The organism is Bacillus sp. 3255 (assembly GCF_031456485.1).
Lineage (GTDB): Bacteria > Bacillota > Bacilli > Paenibacillales > NBRC-103111 > Paenibacillus_E.
Genome location: NZ_JAVDUS010000028.1, coordinates 1 through 18589, shown reverse-complemented (window position 1 = coordinate 18589; position 18589 = coordinate 1). Strand labels below are relative to the sequence as shown.

The window sequence follows — 18589 nt, the reverse complement described above, 5'->3', positions numbered from 1 at the left end:
GGGTTTATAGCCGATAGCGGTCCCTTTTTAAATCGAATCTCCTTGCAGATAAAAATCCGCAAAGGAGATTCCGTAGCTATTCCAAGATTAATCTAGCGATTATCACGACATCTTGCATGTTAATCTTGTTGTCATGATTGAGATCCGCTTTTTGTGCTTCATTCCAATCGCTGCTCTCTGGAGATTTCCCGTAATGTAAGGCGGCTAGGCCCAAGTCGCCAATATCGATGACGTTATCTCCGTTGATATCTTCCCGTGCGAAGACGGTGATCATCTGCTGATGAAACGATTGTATCGCTTGGTTTAAACGGTTAGCCGCTTCATCTAGCTGCTGTTGCGCAGCCGCCGGGTTCGCGCCTGCGGCAGAAGCGGCTTGGATAGCGGATAATAGCATCGCTTTGGAGCCAGCCGCATATTGTCCGGCTTGGGTTCCTTCCACCGCTCGGTCATAAATGGACTGCGCCGCATGGAGGACCGTTTGCAATGTTGTCTTATCTACCGTTACAGCCGCCGTAACAGAAACCGTCAGATTAGCCGGTGCAGCATCGAGCTTCTGCCCCAGCCCGTTTGAAACCGATACGTTCGTCAGCACCAGATTCGTGGTCGTGGACAGGCTATTCGGCTTCGCAATCCAATTGAATGTGAATATATCTCCACTTGTTGTTACCACTCCCGTATCGCCTTGGCTTACAGCTATTATCCGAACTTGGCCAGGTACGTCGGTATGGGTCTGAATCTCCGTAAATCCGGAAATCAATGGATCTACGGATACCAAGTCGATAGCGCCGGCGTCAAAAGCTAATGTAATATCCGCCGCATAAACCGCGGAATATACGCTGGCCGTTACGTTGTTTAAGCCGAAACGCGTCGAGAAGGCAGCACCCGCTTGAACCGCAGCCGGCCCCGTAAGCGTTGATTGCGGCACATCCGTCGGCAGTTCTATCTGACCGCTGATGATCATGTATTTGAATCCTTGAATGCCGCTGCCATCTGTAGCTGTCGCTACCACTTTTACAATCCCGTTCTTCTTCGCCGTGAGATAACCATTCGGATGGATGATTGCTTTATCTGTTAGAGTTACGCCATCTGTTTCATAGACCGTCCATGTCACAGACTTGTTCGTCGCATTGGCGGGGAGCACCGCAGCTTGGAATGCAAGGCTTCCGTCCTTCTCGGTAATCGTCGGCGCCGAACTTACGACAGCGATCGATTGTACGTTCACCTGCTGGTTTGCTGTAACCGTAACGTTTGCTACAGCCGGTATGACTGTCCCATTTATAGCCCCATTCACGATAAAACTGCCGGCTATTGCATACTGAGACGAATCTACCGGATCCCATTGAACCGGCTTATCCGCCGTTGTCCCATTGTTATACACAACTGTGACACGTGCAGGCAGAACCGGCGGAACACCCGTTGCCGTAACTGCGTTTACTGGCATAACGCCCGAAATCACCGGTGCCGCTGTTGCAACCGTCAGCTTCGCATCAGCCCAATCGCCGTGATCCTCGCTGTTTCCATTGCCGGAATCCGTAACTTCCAATATCAGCTCTCTATAACCTTTCACGTTCACCCTCACAAATTTGGCATGATCCGACTCTCTCAACACACTTCCGGCGTAAAGCGATTCGATCGTGTCATCGTTCTTCACGCCTGACACTTTAAATTGTATCGAGCCGTTGTTAGCTCCGCCGATCATTTCCTTATCTATGCCGATAAAGGCGGAAAAGGCTTCATAATTAGCTCCAGTAAGATCATACTTGATCGTTGAATTGGCATGAGTCCCAAGGCCTTTGGCAAACGGGAGATCCTCGTTCCCATTCTTCAATACAATCGCATTCCCGTCGATGCTCTTGTCTTTCTTAACCGTAGACCAACCCGAGGATGCGCTTAACCAGTTCAGATCGCTCAAATAATCAACTTCAGGCAATTCTTCCTTCTGTTCGGATTGGCCTTCCGCAACTCGAAACGTCGCATCGGCCCAGCTTGCATGATCCTCGCTGTTATCGTTATCGCTATTCGTAACAACAAGTTCCACGAGGCTTGCGCCAGCTACACGGACATCGACCGGTTTAGCCACGTCGGTAACCTTCATTACACCGCTCGCGAATTGCTCTACGCCGTCTACAAGCACCTTGAATTCCACATCGGCGTAAGACGGCGATTTGGCCATTTCTTGATCCACTCCGACAAGAGCAGTGAAGGATTCATAATTTTTATCGGAAATATCAAATATCACTCTTGAATCCGCATGCACGCCAAAACCTTTCCCATACGTTACGGCGCCGCTGCTTCCCATTAGTTTTATCGCATTTCCGTCGAGGCTTTTGTCCTTCTTAACGGTTGACCAGCCCGAGGATGCGCTTAACCAGTTCAGATCGCTCGCATAACGATCCACCAGTTCAAAGTTTAACGTGTACACTTCTTGTGTCGCCCCGCCGTTGGTCGTTGCTGTGATCGTCGTCGCGCCTGGCAAGCTGTCGGCGGGGTCGATGACCAACTGCACGTCTTCAGAGGCTTTGTCCGCTGTAACTATTGGAACTGCCAGATTTTTTTCTCTCAAAACAGTCAGCGTCGCCGTCCGATTCCCGGAATGAAGGCCATTGACCGGCACTCCGTTCACTCTCACATTTGTAATTAGAGAAGGCAGTCTTTCCACTTTCCATAGTTGGCTGTCGCTTCCGGTATACGTGTTTTGAACAACCGGATTTCCGTCAACTGCAGAATCGTTGCTGTTATCCAATGCCAACCGGCTGTTTACGCTTGTAATTTTGAAGTAGCCGTTACCAACAGGAGAGATGGCCCACTGCTGGTTTATAGTTGCAGGATCTGCGGCAGTTTCAGAATCTGTCCATTGAATGATTGGGGCTCCAGGCGATTTACTGGCGTTTATAACATCCATAACTCGTCCGCTTTGTTGATTGACAATCTTATATTTGCCCAAACCTAAATCATCGATTACCCATTGCTGATCGGCAGCACTCGATTGGGTTCGCCCGGCAACAGCCGCTCCATTCGCTGGCGAATTCCCAACTCCCAATGCTTTGCCGGTCGCTTTATTGACGATGCGATACAACGTGTTGACATCAAAGGAGTCAACACCCGTCCGGGTTGGAACTTCATTGGTGTAAGAGCCGACTGCCAGCTCGGCTGCAGCTGCGAATTCGCCAACGGCCGAATTCACTTCCATTTTGAAAAAGCGTGCTGTTTGCGAGGGGAAGGTCACACGTTTCATGGTCTTGTCCCCATCCCAGGTGCCGCTTATAACCGAAGTGAAGTTCGTACCGTCTTGGCTTGCGTATAGGGTATAGGAAGTAATCATACCTTGTGTTAAATTTTGCGAAGGCAAGTAATTCAGCATATTAATGTTGTTGTATGTGTAACCCAAATCCAGCGTAATGGATTGCGGCAGAGATGTGTCGGTTTGCCAAACCGTCTCCACGTAAGTGTTTACATAATCCAAAAGGCCATCAATCGCATTACCCGCGTTCCCGCTAGTAGCCGTTGCTGAATGAGCTGTAATCGGGTGGTCCATCACGATTGGCTGCTGCGGGAGTGGAGGGCGAGATTCATTAGGCGACCATGCTTGTCCGATCTCCGCCAACCGATTTACTACGTTAGCATCCAACTCCCCGTCCGGGTTCGGTGAAACGTTGACCAAAAAGTTCGTATAACGCGGTTCCAAATAACCTAGATGATTCTCCACAATATGCTCAACGCTTGCCGGCTCTGTATTCTTCATCCAATCGTGCCAGAACCATTGACTGGAAACGAGCGGCATGCCCTGGTTAGCGGCATACGTATTGTTGGAAGGTGCCCAAACGCCTTTAGGTTCTTCAAAATAAATGATGTCCTCTTCCCACGGCTGCGTTTGTCCATTGTGATCCACAATAAGAATATTAGGCTGCAGATGCTTTATCCATTCGCGAATTTCTTGGTATGGAACTTCATTATGACCCATCTCCCAGGCCCAGCCGTCGATGATCAGTACCGGAATTTCGCCGTAATTCGTCAGCAGCTCTGTTAGCTGCCCTTTGATAAATTCGATATCCGCCCTGCTGACGGAACCTTTCTGGATACCTTGCTGGCGATCCCAAATGGAGAAGTATAGCCCCGGCAAAATTCCTTGAGCACGCATGGAATCGACATATTGCCTTACGATATCATGCTTGTAGGAGCTCTTCATCACGTTGTAATCGCCATATTGGGTTGGCCACAGGGCAAATCCGTCATGGTGCTTGGTCGTTAGAACGGAATATTTAATGCCTGCGGATTTGGCGGCTTGCGCCCATTGGTCCGTATTCACATGCTCAGGATTAAAAGAAAGCGGATCTTGTCCTGGCGTTACCCATTCCTGATCGTGATAGGTTCCCATGTTATAGTGGATAAACATGCCAAACCTGAGATCCACATAGTTTTTCTGATTCGTATAAATATCATTCACAACGGGGTTTGCTGTGATTTGACTATTTGTACTCGCAACAACAGGGGCCACGGAGACAAAAATAAGCATAAATATAAGTCCTAGGCATGTTGAAATCTTCTTACACAAATAACTCCCCTCCTTTACTCTCCTTGCACTTGCTCCTGCTTCGTCCGCCGCCGGCTGCCGGTACCATAGAGACAGCCTATGTTCAGGTGCGGAAGCTGTCTCTGTGGCTATTGGTCTAATTGATCAATTTCACATATTGCAGCATGCGCTTGATCATGACAGCCGCCTCAGCGCGGGTTGCTGCATCTTGCGGAGCAAACTCAGTTTCCGTTTTGCCTTGAATCAATCCTTTGGCAGCTGCTTCGGCAATCGCGTTGCGCGCATAGTCGGAAATCCGGCCTTGATCAGCGAAAGGAGCCTGCATGGCTGCTTCGGATTTCTTCTCTCCTTGCACGAGTGCGATCGCTTTCATCATCATCACGACCATCTGCTCTCTTGTAATCTGTGCATCGGGGTTGAATTTGCCTTCACCCACACCTTGAACCAAGCCGTACTTCGCTGCTGTATGGACTTCCGAAGCATACCACTCGGATGCGGGAACATCGGTAAATACGTGCTGAACGGATTCCGCCGACAACCCGAGTCCTCTTACCAGTAAGGCGGCAAACTGAGCGCGGGTGACTTGCATTTCAGGCGTATACGTGCGGTCCGATGTTCCGGCGATAATCAATTTCGAAGCTAGCAGCTCCACATCTTTCTGCGCCCAGTGACCGGCCATATCGTTAAACGTTTGCTTGTTATGAACGACGGCGTACATACTGTTCGTATTTCGGGTCACCTTCACTTCCGTTTGGCCGTTTGTCACGGTAAACGTGGAAGGTACGAATTTCATTTCTCCCGTAACCGGGTCGTACACAACCGCCGTCGCAGCCGAAGAATCTTGAATCACATCATCAACACGGATGACGCGTGACACAAAGCTGCTGCCGAAGCTATGAATTTCCACTTCCTTATCGCGGGTCTTCAGAATCACTTTATAATCGATGATATCGCTCACTCTCGCCATGCCTTTCTCGGAGAGGGATTGGTCGAATTGCGTTTCATGCTGCGATTTGGCTTTATCCAAACGAATGATCAGCGTCGCGCCTTCCGTACCAGCCGCACTCGCAAATGCCGCTTGGTTCAGAATGGACATCGGAAGTTCATAAGTGCCTAAGTGGCTTCGTACAGTTAGAACCGTATCTTTATGATCTTTGAAGCTGTCGTATAACGTTGGCAGCGGCAGTTGCAGCGCATTCAAGGCGTGCTCACCTGGAATCTCAAAGTTTAAAACGGTGCTGCCGCTCGCTGCCTGCAGATCCGTTAATTTTTGCGCCAGACGTTTGCTGTCGATAACCGCCGTTACGGATGTTTGGCCGTCTTGTGCCGTTTCAATCCGGAGCTCCGATTCTTGCGGAACATAGAGATTCGGATCTTCTTTCGTTGGTGAAGCCGGTGAGCCTCCTCCCCGGTCTGTTCCAGCTCCAGTCCCGTCAATCTGAATGGCATTTTGCGCATTTACATTCCAACTAGAAGCTAGTGATTGCGATGTGACGGTTGTCATCTGTTTCAAGGTGACGTTAGCTTGTCCGCTTGTCTTAGCCTTGAAAATCAGTGTACAGATAGCTAGATCTCCGGTTTCCCCCGGTTTATTCCCTATTTTCGTAAAAGCAAATGTGGCTTGATTCCCCGAATTTTGTGCAATCTTATACCCTTCGAAAGAACCGTTCGATTGCTCTTTATCGAATTCCAGCCGATCGGCATCATACGTCAGGACCACCTCGTAACCGTATAAATCCGTCACATGATTGCCGTGAATCGTAACGGCGACATCGTCACCGACCTTCACTTGGGAAGCACTGACAGTAAACGACGGAACTCCAGCCCCTAAAGCCATGCCGATTGGGATAACAGTGAATAAGAGCATTATGGCAATGAAAAACAACCCTGTTTTGCGTATCATGGGGCACACTCCTTTTTGAACAACATGATTAGATGGGAAGAGAAAGGATTGCCCCTTTCACTTCCCTTTCCATTTATTGCATGATGAGCTTAGCGATATCTACTACATCGATAATGTCAATGATGCCATTGTGATTGAAGTCAGCCTTCTTCGCCTCGTTCCAATCGCTGCTTTCCGTCGTTTTTCCGTAATGCTGCGCTGCGCTGCCCAAGTCCCCAATATTGATCACATGATCTTCATTGACATCGCCCGGTGCGAAGACAGTGATGATCTGTCGGTTAAAGGTTTGAATCGCATGGTTTAACACATTCGCCGCATCATCCGACTGCTGCTGGGTAACCGCCGGGTTCGCGTTTACGGCAGCTGCCGTTTGGATCGCAGCCAACAGCACTGTCTTGGAACCTGCTGCATATTCCCCGGCTTGCGTTCCTTCCACAGCGCGATCATAGATAGACTGCGCCAAACCCAAGACCGTCTGTAAAGTTGTCTTGTTAACGGTCGTAACCGTAACAGTTACCGCCAGATTAGTAAGCTGAGCATCCATCTGTTGCCCCTGTCCATTAGAAAGAGCTGCATTGGTCAGTGCCAGGTTGATCGCAGCGGAAGAAGCCAGCGGCTTCGCTTTCCAATTGATCCTGAATACATCTCCGCTTGCGGCGATCGCCCCCGCTTCACCTTCGCTAATCGCGATAATGCGAACTTGACCCGGTACATCCTTCTTCGTTTCAACCACGCTAAAGCCGGATATCAATGCATCTACGGATACGAATTCAACCGTATTCGCATCATAGCTGAACGTAATATCAGCCGCATATACGGCGGAAGTTGCGCTGTTCGTGACGTTCGTTAAACCGAAAATGGTCGAGAATGCAGCTCCTGCTTGAACCGCCGCAGCTCCCGTCAGCGCCGTGCGAGGCACCTCGGTCGGAGCCGTTGTCTGACCGCTGATCATGACATAATTGGAACCTTGCATGCTGCTTCCGTCTACAGCTGTCGCCACCACTTTCACGATGCCGTCTTTAGCCGCCGTCAGCAATCCGCCGTCTGTGATCACCGCTTTATCGGTTGCCGTAACCCCATCGGCTTCCCAAACGCTCCATGTGACTTGATCGTTGGCGTCCGCCGGCAAGACAGTCGCCTGCATTTGCAGTGTGCCGCCCTGACTTGCGATTGCAATCGCACCGCCTGCGCCGCTTACGGAGATGGAAGTAACCGAATGACCGTAAACGGCGTCTGTTACCGTTACATGGGCAACAGCCGATATAGCCGTTCCGCTTACAGCACCGTTCACGCTAAAGTTTCCGGCTGCCGCATACTTGGACGGATGAACCGCATCCCAAGTAACGGGCTCCTGAGCTGTCGTCGCATCCTTGTAAGTCACGGTTACGGTGCCAGGCAGTATTGGCGCAGAATAGGTAACGGTAGACACAGTTACCGGCAATACGCCAGTAATCACAGGTGCTGCTTGCTCCCACTTCGCGTACAGCGTCATATCGTTGGCTGGGATCGTATTCACACTGAAATCCCAGGCGAGCGTCAGCGCTTCGTCTTGATACCAACCCGCGAACGTAAACCCGTTCTTCGTTGGAGCTTCAGGCGCTGCGATCTTCGAACCCTGTACAGCTCCGTACACGGAACGAACCACACTGCCTCCGCTGCTGTTGAAGCTCACCGTCGTGCCTGTTTTGAAAACGGAGAAATTCCACTCCTTGTTCCATCTTGCGGCAATCGTGCGATTCGCCGTATTCACTTCGAACGGAAGCCAGACATACCTGGAGTCCTTCAGATCGTTAGGGTACCAGCGATCGGCCATGAAGATGAATTTGTTCGGCACGACATCGCCATTGCCATCCCGATAAGGCAGGACATACGTACTTTGGCTATCATGGGTTGTGTGCTTCCAGTCATCCACAAACGGATCGCCTTTATGTTCCCATGGGCCGAATACGCCATTTGTCGATACATGATATTCCGCTTGGTTCGGGTCCCAACCCGTCAATCCAGATGTAATCATGTAATAGACACCATCCTGCTTGAACATCGTCGGCGCTTCTCGGTTCCACGAGAAGGCTCTCACATATTGAACGCCTTCGACGGAGTTCCCGTTCGCATCCGTGGCCGGACCCGTGTAGTCGTCATTCAACATCATGATAACGGTCGTGTGGTTCCCTTCGGATGCATAAATCAGATAGGCCTTGTCATGCGTGGCATCATTGCCGTCATCGTCTACATAAAGCGTCATGTCGCGCAGCATGCCTTCGCCTTCACCGCCGCCCCATCCATTATTCGGCAATCGGAACGTGCCGAGATACTTGAATGGACCCGCCGGCGAATCGCTGATCGCAACGCCGCCTTCCGCCGTCCAATACTTGCCGGCGATCGGTCCGTCTTGATGCCACCACATCACATATTTGTCCGTTTGCTTGTTGTAGACGACCTTCGGACGTTCGACAACTTTATCCCAGTTGAATTCTTTATACATCGCTTGCTTCTCTGCATTCGTAATGTCCGCGTACAATGCGTTAAGCTCGGCAATGCGTTCGGGTGAATTATGTTTGCTTAACGAATTAACCGGCGATTTCATCGAACCTGTGTAATCGCCATTTCGATCCGTTATATGGACTACACGATTCGGATCGAATGGAACTCCGCTATTCGTGTAAGTCTCCGAATTCTCATCCAAGTACATGGGCAGGTTGCCGGCAGGTAACACATTTTCGCCAAGTTGCGGGTTATTGAAGACCGGCAGCACAATCCCTTCATTTTTCCAATTGTACAGATCTGTAGAAGAGTACGCGTGAACGCCAGTTACCGGGACATAGCCTGAGCCAACATTATTCTCCGATTTGTCTTCGCCATACCAGTAGTACGTTTTGTCCTTCTCGTTGTAAAGAATTCCTCCGCCATGAGCCTGGATTGGAACGCCGTCTCCGTCCAGCCACACCTCACCGCTTTTAATGGAAGCTGTTTTACCTACACTCTGATATAAAATGAATAAATCCTGCACAATTTTTGTGTAATATGGAATGCTTTCCTCCGTTAATTCGCTCAGCGTCCCGATCTTGGCAATTTGACTTTCAATCGCCCCTGCTACCTTCGGGCTAATACTAGACGCTGTCCGCAATTGCGCAATGGCATTATCCAAACTGCTTGTATCGAAAGCAGCTGCTTGTTTCTGACTGACCGAAATTTCTGCCGCAGTCAGCGTATTGCCTTCACCGCCCGTTGTAACCGCCTGAACCGCAATGTACCTGGCTGCATGAGATTTGAACGTTGCCGATTGTACGCTCGAACTGGTTGAGTCCCAAGCGCCGTTTGCGGCAAACGTGAAATGCCGGTCCAGATACGCTTGCGTCCCGTCGGCAGGCGTCCCCGTCAAGTCTGCCGCATTGCTGTAATAAATTTTGAATTGCTTTAGTCTGCCGTTCGCCTTGTCTTGCCTTGGCGTAATCGTAACATTCCCAATGTCAGGCTTGCTCCGGCCCAAATCGATGATAAAATAATCGCCGGATCTGTATGTTCTTCCGTCGGAGTCCCAGTTGGATTCATAGAAGGTTGAACGATTGTTGTCCAGCATGAGATTGGATGGATTCGTTCCGTACGCTTCCGGCGCATAAAAAATTTGAATAGCTTCAACTTGCTGCACAGCAGTTTGAACTCCTGCGATTTCAGCCGTAATTTGACCTGTCATTTTCACAATCTCTTCTCGCGTGGCTGCCGCATTAACCAGCAGCGCCGAAGCTTGGGTAAGAAGCGTTTCCAGTTGCTCCAAGTAGGAAGGATCCTTCGTAAAGCCGGTCTTAAAGGCATTCGCTGCTGACACCGCCTCTGTAAGGCTGGACTTATCAACGGTATAGCCCGCCTTGTTCAAAATCTGGATCTCTGCAGCCGATCCATACTGCTTGCCTGCATCGCTTCTGGAAGCAAGTGCAGTAAATTTAACATAGGAAGCGCCCCGGGCATTGAAGGTAGCCGTTTTCTCGTTGTGATTCGCTTCCCAAGTTCCCTCCGCAGCTTTGGTGAATGTCGTGCCGTCCGTACTGACGGAAATTTCATATTGGGTGACGATGCCGTTCCAATCCCCATCCTGACGCGGCACATATCGCAGCTTATACACACCGTCATAGGTCTTGCCAAGGTTGTAGGTGATCGAATGCGGAAGTGCCGAGTAAGATCCGTCGTAGGCTGTGTGCCATTTCGTTCCGGTATCCCCGTCGATCGTTTGGTCCGGTCCTTCGCCCGGTGCGGAGCTGTCTGACTCCGCCGTCATCTCGCTTTGCGGGATAAGACCCGTTTGAACGAAGCCGGCATGAAGGTTATACTCCGCGATAATTCGGTCCGTCGTTTTGGCGATATCTTCCTGAGTGACGTAATCCTTATCTCTAACCGTTATGCCTTCCTGAATTAACGCTTGCAGGGCAGATAAGCCTGGCTGTTCAGTCAGTAAAGCTTCAGCATTCGTAATTGCTTCGCTCAGATTCGCTTTATCAACGGTATAGCCCGGCTTTCTCAAAATGTGTATCTCGGCAGCCGAGCCGTATTGTGTGCCGGAACCATCATTCGATTGCGTCACTGTAAACTTCACATGTGTAGCGCTTACTGCGGAGAATGTTGCCGTTTTTTCCGTTTTGTCGTTGCTCCATGTCCCTTCGGCAACCTTCGAGAAATTCGCTCCATCTGTGCTTACTGCAACTTCATACTTGGTTGCAACACCATTGAAGCTGCCATCTTGCCTTGGCAAGTACTTCAATTGGTAAACATCGTTATAGGAACCGCCTAAGTTATAGGTGATGGAATGCGGTGCCGGTGCCGGTGTGCCAGACCAAGCCGAGTGCCAATTCGTTGCGGTATTGCCATCCAACGTTCTTTCCGGTCCTTCCCCCGAGGCTGAGTTGCTTGCCGTCGCCGTCATCCCGCTTTGCGGAATGACCGTGCTGTCGGTATAGGACGCTCCGTCGATAACGAACGTTGTAATCGATTTCGCATCGACAGTTGTGTTCAACGTTTTATTCGTTATGGAAACGCTTTCACGTTGACTCACATTCTCCAACGCTGAGGAGACATATGCCGCAGCTTGCCCTGTGATCTCATCAAATTGTGACATGTCCAAGGAAATAGGCTGGCTGGTCGTATTCGGATTTCTATACACCACATAGATTTTATTATGGGCAGGATCAAAGGCCGCCAGCGTATTGTCATCGTTATCTCCAATAAATCTGGAGCCTTGCGGGATAAATCGGCTGAATTGCGCCATTGCGTAATATTTTTTCCCATACCACCAGTCTTGCGTATCGAAATCGGCATGGAGGAGACCCCAGTTCATGTCTTCCTTCTGCATGTTTTTCTCGCTCTCGATCGCCTGCCATATGACCCAGGCTTTCGGCTCAAGCCACGTAATATCCGTCATAATTCTTTCAGCCAATGCGAGTGCAGGTTCAAAATCATCGTGATCGTGCGCAATGCCGGACGGTCCCAAATCAACCTCAGACATCCATAACGGCTTGCCTGCCGTCTTGGCTGCATCTCTAACCAAATGACGATTAGAGCCGCTATACGTATGTGTATTCATTTGCCCGACATTCGCCTTCGTAACCGCATCATACGAATTCCAATTGCTTACGAACGTATCCACGTTGGTCTCATCCATAGCGGAAATTTTAACGTTTTGCAGTCCTTTCTCATCCAGCTTGGCGCGAGCCGCATTGATCATCTTGGCCTGCGAGTCAGTGTCCCAGTGAGAGCCTTCTTGACCGCCGCCAAATCCCCAATAGTCCGTATTCGGTTCATTCATCGGCGAAAGACTGTTGAAAGTGATGCCCCAGTTATCTTTAAAATGCTCTACCACTTCTGCCAGATAATTAGCAAAGTTATTATATTCATCCGACTTCAAGTTGTCTTTCCATTTATCCGTATTTCCAGTCGTACTTCCGCTGACCGTCATATAATAGGGAGGTGAATTGGAAAAGGCTTCAAATAAATTAGCGCCACGTTCTTTGGCAGCCTGAAGCCACCAACGCTGATTCGCATCTTGCGTCCAGTCGAACACTCCGGCCGAGGGCGAGAACCCTGGAACTTCCCCTCCTTGGCGCATCGTCTCGTAAGCCGGATTTTCACCGCCGCCAATGTTATACCTGACAATATTGAAATTCAATCCTTGCGGCGAGTAAAGCGCATCAGCCAATGCATTTCTTTTTGCATCGTTAAAGCCGCCCGTTACATTTCCGAACCACGCTAATGACGTCCCCCAGCCGTCCCACGCTTGCTGCATATGGCCAGGGTCTAACTGAATTGTTGTCGCGGCGCTCGCTTGTCCCGGTGTTAAACCGTAAACCGCAGGCGAAACGATCGTTAATGCAAGGAAAGAAGCACATACCTTTTTCCCAATCTTTGCAGTCATATCTACAACTCCTATCTGGGATACTTCGTTGCCAAAAACCAGTTATTGGAAACGCTTACCGTTGAGTCTAAAAAAACAGAAACTGATTCTCATCAATTTCCTAAGTGTTGGAGAGTGGATGATCGCTCATCCCCCCTCCAATTATCTTGCACCTTACTTGCTAGCTCTCGCTTTGGTCCATTTATCGTTCAGATCCTTCGCGATGCTATCCACCGCCTTGCCGCCCATCATATCTTGGCCAAGCTTCTTCCAATCCAATTGAATCGAATTCACGTACTTATTGAAATTCTCTCCGCCTGGACGGTAGTTGAACTCTTCAACTTTGTTCGCTTTGTAGAAGTCGTTCAAGAATGGAACATCCGCTTTGACGCCTTCCATCACGGAGTTCGCTTGCTTCTTATTCACGTAGAAGGAATAGGCATCCGAGGAGAACATCCACTCTTGGAATTTCTTGGCTGCTTCGACGTTCTTCGATTTGTTGTTAATACCGAAGAAGTTATCCGTGAACGTCATGACTTTCAGCGGCTCAGTCACCGAATGACGCGTAGGCAGCGGGAATGCCGCCAAGTCATCCGTGTTGCCTACTTTGGATTTGTATTGCGGCAAATACCAAAGACCTGCGGCAATGACAGCAGCTTTTTTCGCTTCAAACAATCCTGTTGCCTGATCATTGCTCAATCCAAGCGGATCCGCTCCCATGACTTTGGCGTCATACAAAGTTTGAATATCCGTGTAAGCTTTGTAGAACGGCGTGCCTTTCTCAAATGGTTTGTCCATGCCGGCAATTTGGTCATAATAGTTCTCGTCGCCAGACGCCAGCAGCGGCATGAATTCATTGAACGGATAGTTCGGCCACGAGTCCTTACCGCCCATTGCATACGGCTGATATTTCCCGCTCTTCTTAATCTCCGTTAATACGCTGACGAACTGCTCCCATGTCGTCGGAACGCTTAAACCTAACTCTTTGAAGACACTCGGATGATAGTAGACAAGTTCAGGGAAAGAAATAACCGGAAGCGCTAGAACTTTGCCGTCTACGGCGAACTGCTTGGCTTTCGTATTCTTCGCGGTGACGCTCAAATCATCGAGAGGCAGCAGCTCCGCTTTGAAATCATTGATAAAATTCGGCTTCAGCTCGATAATGTCCGGCAGCTCGTTCGCCGCTAATCTGACTTTCATCGCTTGCAGATAGTCGCCGTCGCTCTTGAAAGTTTCCACTTCCATCTTGACGTTCGGCATGACATTGGAGAACTCTTTGACTTTCTTCGTCCAGCTGTCGAGGAACTCGCTGTCGCTGTCCCACATCGCCAGCTTCAATGTAACTTCATTCCCTTTGCTTCCGCTTGCCGGTGCCGGCGCAGCGGATGATAAGCTGCCGGGCGTTGCCGAATTCCCGCTGCATCCTGCCAAACCGAACGTCAATGCTATCGATAGAACGGATGTTACAAGTCTTCTTTTCATCTTCGATCTTAACCCCCCAAGATTACGTAAGTGATTTACACTTTTATGATACAAAACGCAGAATACGCTTTCATTGATATATTTGGTTATTACCTTGATATATTTTGGGTTCAGTCTTTTTTCCGCAGCGCATGCTCCCGGTATTTCTGAGGGCTCATTCCTCTATATTTTTTAAACACTCGGCTGAAATGCTCGGGGTTCTCATAGCCGATCTTGACGGCGATCTCGTACATTTTCATCTCGGTTTCCATGAGTCTCGTGGCTTCATTGATGCGCAGCTTGGTCACATATTCGATGAAATGCTCCCCCGTTTCTTTCACAAACTGTTTACTCAGATGGCTCTCCGTCACTTGCGCCCATTCACTGACTTGTCCAAGCGTAATTGCCGAGCAATAGTTTTTCTCGACGTACCGCTTGACCCTTTCCACCAGCCGCTGCGGGTTCTCCTCCCGCAGGTTATCCGGATGGAGTAAATCGGCCAGACGAAACACAAGCTTCTCAATCCACTCGTGTAAATCCACCCGGAAATTGAATTGTTCCACAATCTCATAGGGTCTTCGCCGGGTTTCGATGACATGCGTCCAATTCATCGCTTTGGCATGAAGCAGCGCGCCGATATTCCAAATCAGCTCTTCGTAGACCGGAAGCGAGCTCTCCAATGTAACGTTCGACTGTTCGCCTAACTGCTTCAAACCGGCGTACAGCTGTTCCTGCCATTGAACGTCACCCTTCTCCATCTGCTGCAGCATATTCGTATAATCCCACGGAACGAGCGGTTCTGGCCTCAGAGCCTTCTGCGTCTCCGGATAATAAATGCGTCCCGGCCCTTCCGAGAAACGAAGGCTGGCCAAGCTTCTAGCTTGACCATATCTCAGATGCCAGCTTCTCCAATCGCTGCAAGCATCCGCGACCCCAACGGACAGCGTTACGTTCAAATAGTTTTTCACCGTATTCCGCAAGGAATCCAGAAGCTCCATCACCGTCCCGCGCACGTGCAAATAACTGGTCGCCGACTCAAAACATAACAGCAGGACGACCTCCTCTTCATGAACTTGAATCAGTTCATAAGGATGTTTTACGACACCCATCCCTTGCTTAATCACGCGAACCAAATGTCCCTTGCTCTCCTCCCCGGCAAAGGCAAGTTCACTTCCTGCCGGAGATGGCTTGTCCGGCAGCAACGATACGAGAACATGTTGATAGTTCGCGTAGTTCGACACCCATTTCTGGAAGGAAGCATCCTGCACGGAGTTAAAGCTGTACAGATAATCTTTGTCGAGTAACAGCCCTCGGAGCCATGCATCCCGCTGCCTCCTGTTGGCTTCGTCCTGTTCGTTGCCATTGCCCGGATCCATCGTTCTGACTTTCAATTGATCGACAACCTGCCGAACGACCGGCATAATATGCTCCGGATCCAGATCCGCTTTCATGATGTAGTCCACAGCTCCCAGCACGAACGCTTTCCTCACGAAATCAAAATCGGAGTACGCGCTTAACACGATGCTTAAAGGCGGATTCGCCAGATTCGCCTCCTGCAGCTTGGATAACAAGGTGTTCCCATCCATCCGCGGCATACTCATATCCACGATCATGATATCAATGTCTTGTTTCTCCGCTATGCGCTCCCATGCCTCAAGTCCGTCCGCGGCTTCCCCGACAACCTCGCATTCCAGGTCCTCCCACGGAATAATCGCCCCCAGCGCCAGTCTGACCAAAGGCTCGTCATCGACGATCATCACTCTATACATGAACTCATCTCCGCTCTTTCGATTGTTGATCAGGATTGCTTGCCAGAAGCGGTAACGTCACAATAACCACCGTTCCGACCTCCAGCTCGCTGTGAATGGTCAAGCCGTACGGCTCCCCGTAATTTAAACGGATCCGGTCGTTGACATTCGCTATGCCGATACCGCATAACGACTCCACCTTTTTCTCTTGAAGCAGCGTTCCCCTTGTCCGCTGTTCCATCCCTTTGCCGTTGTCCGTAATCGTAATCACGAGCTGATCCAGCTGTTTTTCACATTTTATTTTGACAATCCCCATCGCCTCCTTGCCATAGAACCCATGAATAATCGCATTCTCCACAATCGGCTGAAGAAGCAGCTTCAGAATGTAGGCTTCCGTCACACGCTCATCGATGTCATATTCCACTTTAAAACGGTCCCCGTAGCGGACTTTCATAATATGAATGTACTTCTCCAGACTTTGCATCTCATCAAATACTTGGATATACGATCCGCCCCGGTGAAAGGTAGATGAAAGCAATTTGATCAGCGAATCCGTCATTTCCACCAAGTTCGTCGCTTTCGCCAGCATAGCCATGATTTTGATCGCATTCAGCGTATTCACTAAGAAATGAGGATTGATTTGCGATTGAAGCGCATCGAGTTCCGCGCGGTTTTTTAATTGTTCTTGCTCCCGCTTCTCGACAATCAGTTCCTTCATGCGCATCGTCATATTCTGAAACGTTTTGCCCAGCGAGTAAATCTCAAGCGGACCGGAAAGCTCCAGATCGATATTGAACGACCCGCTCTTCATCTTATTCATTTGCAGAATCAAAGACTTGATTGGACCAACGATACTCCTGACAAGGAAAAATGACACAAGGAGAAAGATGACCAGGCCTGCCGCAGACACGCCCATAATAAACTTGTAGATTTGCTTAACCTCTGCCGTCATCTGGTCATACGGCGTCACATAGATGATCTTCCATTCCGTGCGTTCCATGGTGAGGAACGTGACAAACATCTCTTCCCCATTCACGACCGTCCTAAAGTTGCCGTTCTTCTTATCTTGAGCTTGCCCGACCGTTTGCTTCTCGATGCTTTGCATCTTATCGGCGCTTGTATCCAGCATGATGTTCCCGTCTCCATCCAGGACGATGAAGCTCCCGTTCTGGTTGGACGACGATTCCGCCAGATTCTCGAACGATTTGGCCTGTATGACAAAATAGATCATTTCCACATCGTTAAATGAACTGGCATACTTCGGAGCTATGGCAGCAGATAAAATATATTTATCATTGGACTCAATGAGCTTATTCTCTTCGGAACCGAACAATAGGACCCTGCCTTGATTCTGCAGCGCTTTCTTGTAAAGGGGTGTTGCCTTCAACAGCTCTTCGTTAACCCGTGTGTTGATATTATGAAAGTGGGTGCCTTCAAAGAAATAGGCGTCTCCGTCGCGATAGACGAACATCGCGGAAACGACGTCAGGCATATCATGCAAATAATTTTTCAATTGATTCTCTAGTTGGATGGAATAGTTGAATAAAGTGTTGGAATCTGCACTGCGGTGAAAGGAAGTGGCAAGGGATATGACATTGCTGTCCGTGGCAATAGCAGCCACCGTGCGGATGTATCTGCTCTTCTCCTGATCGATGGAGTAAGAGACTTGTTCGAGGGTTTGCATCGTGCGCGAGGTAATATTCGTCAGCAAAATATCGGTATAGGCTCGCAACGATAACGAGGCTACCAATACGATCGGCATCACAATTACACAAAAGAACATCACATAGAGGATCGAGGTGATCGGCCATCTCTTCCTGAATATACGCATCACTGTGCCCCCATTTCAAGATACGATGCAACACACACACACACAATGCTGAATGTTGAAATATTCCCTTAACTAATGGGAGTACGGGGAGATCCGATGGCTTCATTCATCAAGATTCGACATGAACTACCGCCATTTTAAGGTGAACCGCCAATCTTCGTCAACACCGAGTTTGCTTCCATGCGCTCCCTGTCTGAGGAAGGGTACAACTAATTGTAGAGACTTTGGTCGCGCTTTCACATGATCTTTTTTGTGGTTGGAGTTGATATATTTTGTTGCGGGGCCGCGCGTTCGGCTCGGGGACCAAGCAAAGCCTTTTACGCAGCATGCCCTCCGGCCGGCTAACGGACACAGCGGTCCTTATTCGCGGATCCCGGGCCGCTTCCACCTTCTAACGGACACCAGCGCCACTATTTGCGCTTATTTGCCCGATTTCTCCCCGAAATCCGGCAAATAAGCGCTGTGGTGTCCGTTAGCTCCGTATTGCGGCGGTTTCCGCGCAATTAGCGGCTTCTGTGTCCGTTAGCTCCGCCCGCGGGGCCACGCGTCCGGCTCGCTGGTCTGCTCGCCGGCCGGGCGCAGAGCCCTTTGCGTGGCATGCCCTCCGGCCGGCTAACGGACACAGCGGTCCTTATTCGCGGATTCCGGGCCGCTTCCACCTTCTAACGGACACCAGCGCCGCTATTTGCGCTTTCCAGCCCGATTTCGCCCCGAAATCCGGCAAATAAGCGCTCTGGTG

Annotated in this window: 6 protein-coding genes; all 6 read right to left on the bottom strand. The window is 49.8% G+C overall.

The window, feature by feature from the left end:
• Positions 1 to 76: 76 nt before the first annotated feature.
• The 6 genes from J2X61_RS32390 to J2X61_RS32365 all read right to left on the bottom strand — a co-directional run bounded on the left by J2X61_RS32390 (position 77) and on the right by J2X61_RS32365 (position 17850).
• Entirely contained in the window at positions 77 to 4444 is a 4368-nt protein-coding gene (locus J2X61_RS32390) for an NPCBM/NEW2 domain-containing protein (protein WP_483861671.1), read from the bottom strand.
• Between the two features lie 223 nt (positions 4445 to 4667).
• A complete protein-coding gene (locus J2X61_RS32385; RefSeq protein WP_274467719.1) occupies positions 4668 to 6434 on the bottom strand; it encodes an S-layer homology domain-containing protein in 1767 nt (588 codons plus the stop codon).
• 73 nt (positions 6435 to 6507) lie between these two features.
• A complete protein-coding gene (locus J2X61_RS32380; RefSeq protein ID WP_310194129.1) occupies positions 6508 to 12831 on the bottom strand; it encodes a discoidin domain-containing protein in 6324 nt (2107 codons plus the stop codon).
• Between the two features lie 153 nt (positions 12832 to 12984).
• The gene (locus J2X61_RS32375; RefSeq protein WP_310194126.1) at positions 12985 to 14292 is read right to left on the bottom strand and encodes an ABC transporter substrate-binding protein; all 1308 of its coding nucleotides are present in this window, start codon (positions 14290 to 14292) and stop codon (positions 12985 to 12987) included.
• 110 nt (positions 14293 to 14402) lie between these two features.
• Positions 14403 to 16040 carry a helix-turn-helix domain-containing protein gene (locus J2X61_RS32370; RefSeq protein ID WP_310194123.1) on the bottom strand — a complete coding sequence of 546 codons (1638 nt, stop codon included), beginning with the start codon at positions 16038 to 16040 and terminating at the stop codon, positions 14403 to 14405.
• A 4-nt stretch (positions 16041 to 16044) separates the two neighbouring features.
• Positions 16045 to 17850 (bottom strand): sensor histidine kinase, encoded by a 1806-nt coding sequence (locus J2X61_RS32365; protein ID WP_310194120.1) that lies wholly within the window; start codon positions 17848 to 17850, stop codon positions 16045 to 16047.
• Between the last annotated feature and the right edge of the window lie 739 nt (positions 17851 to 18589).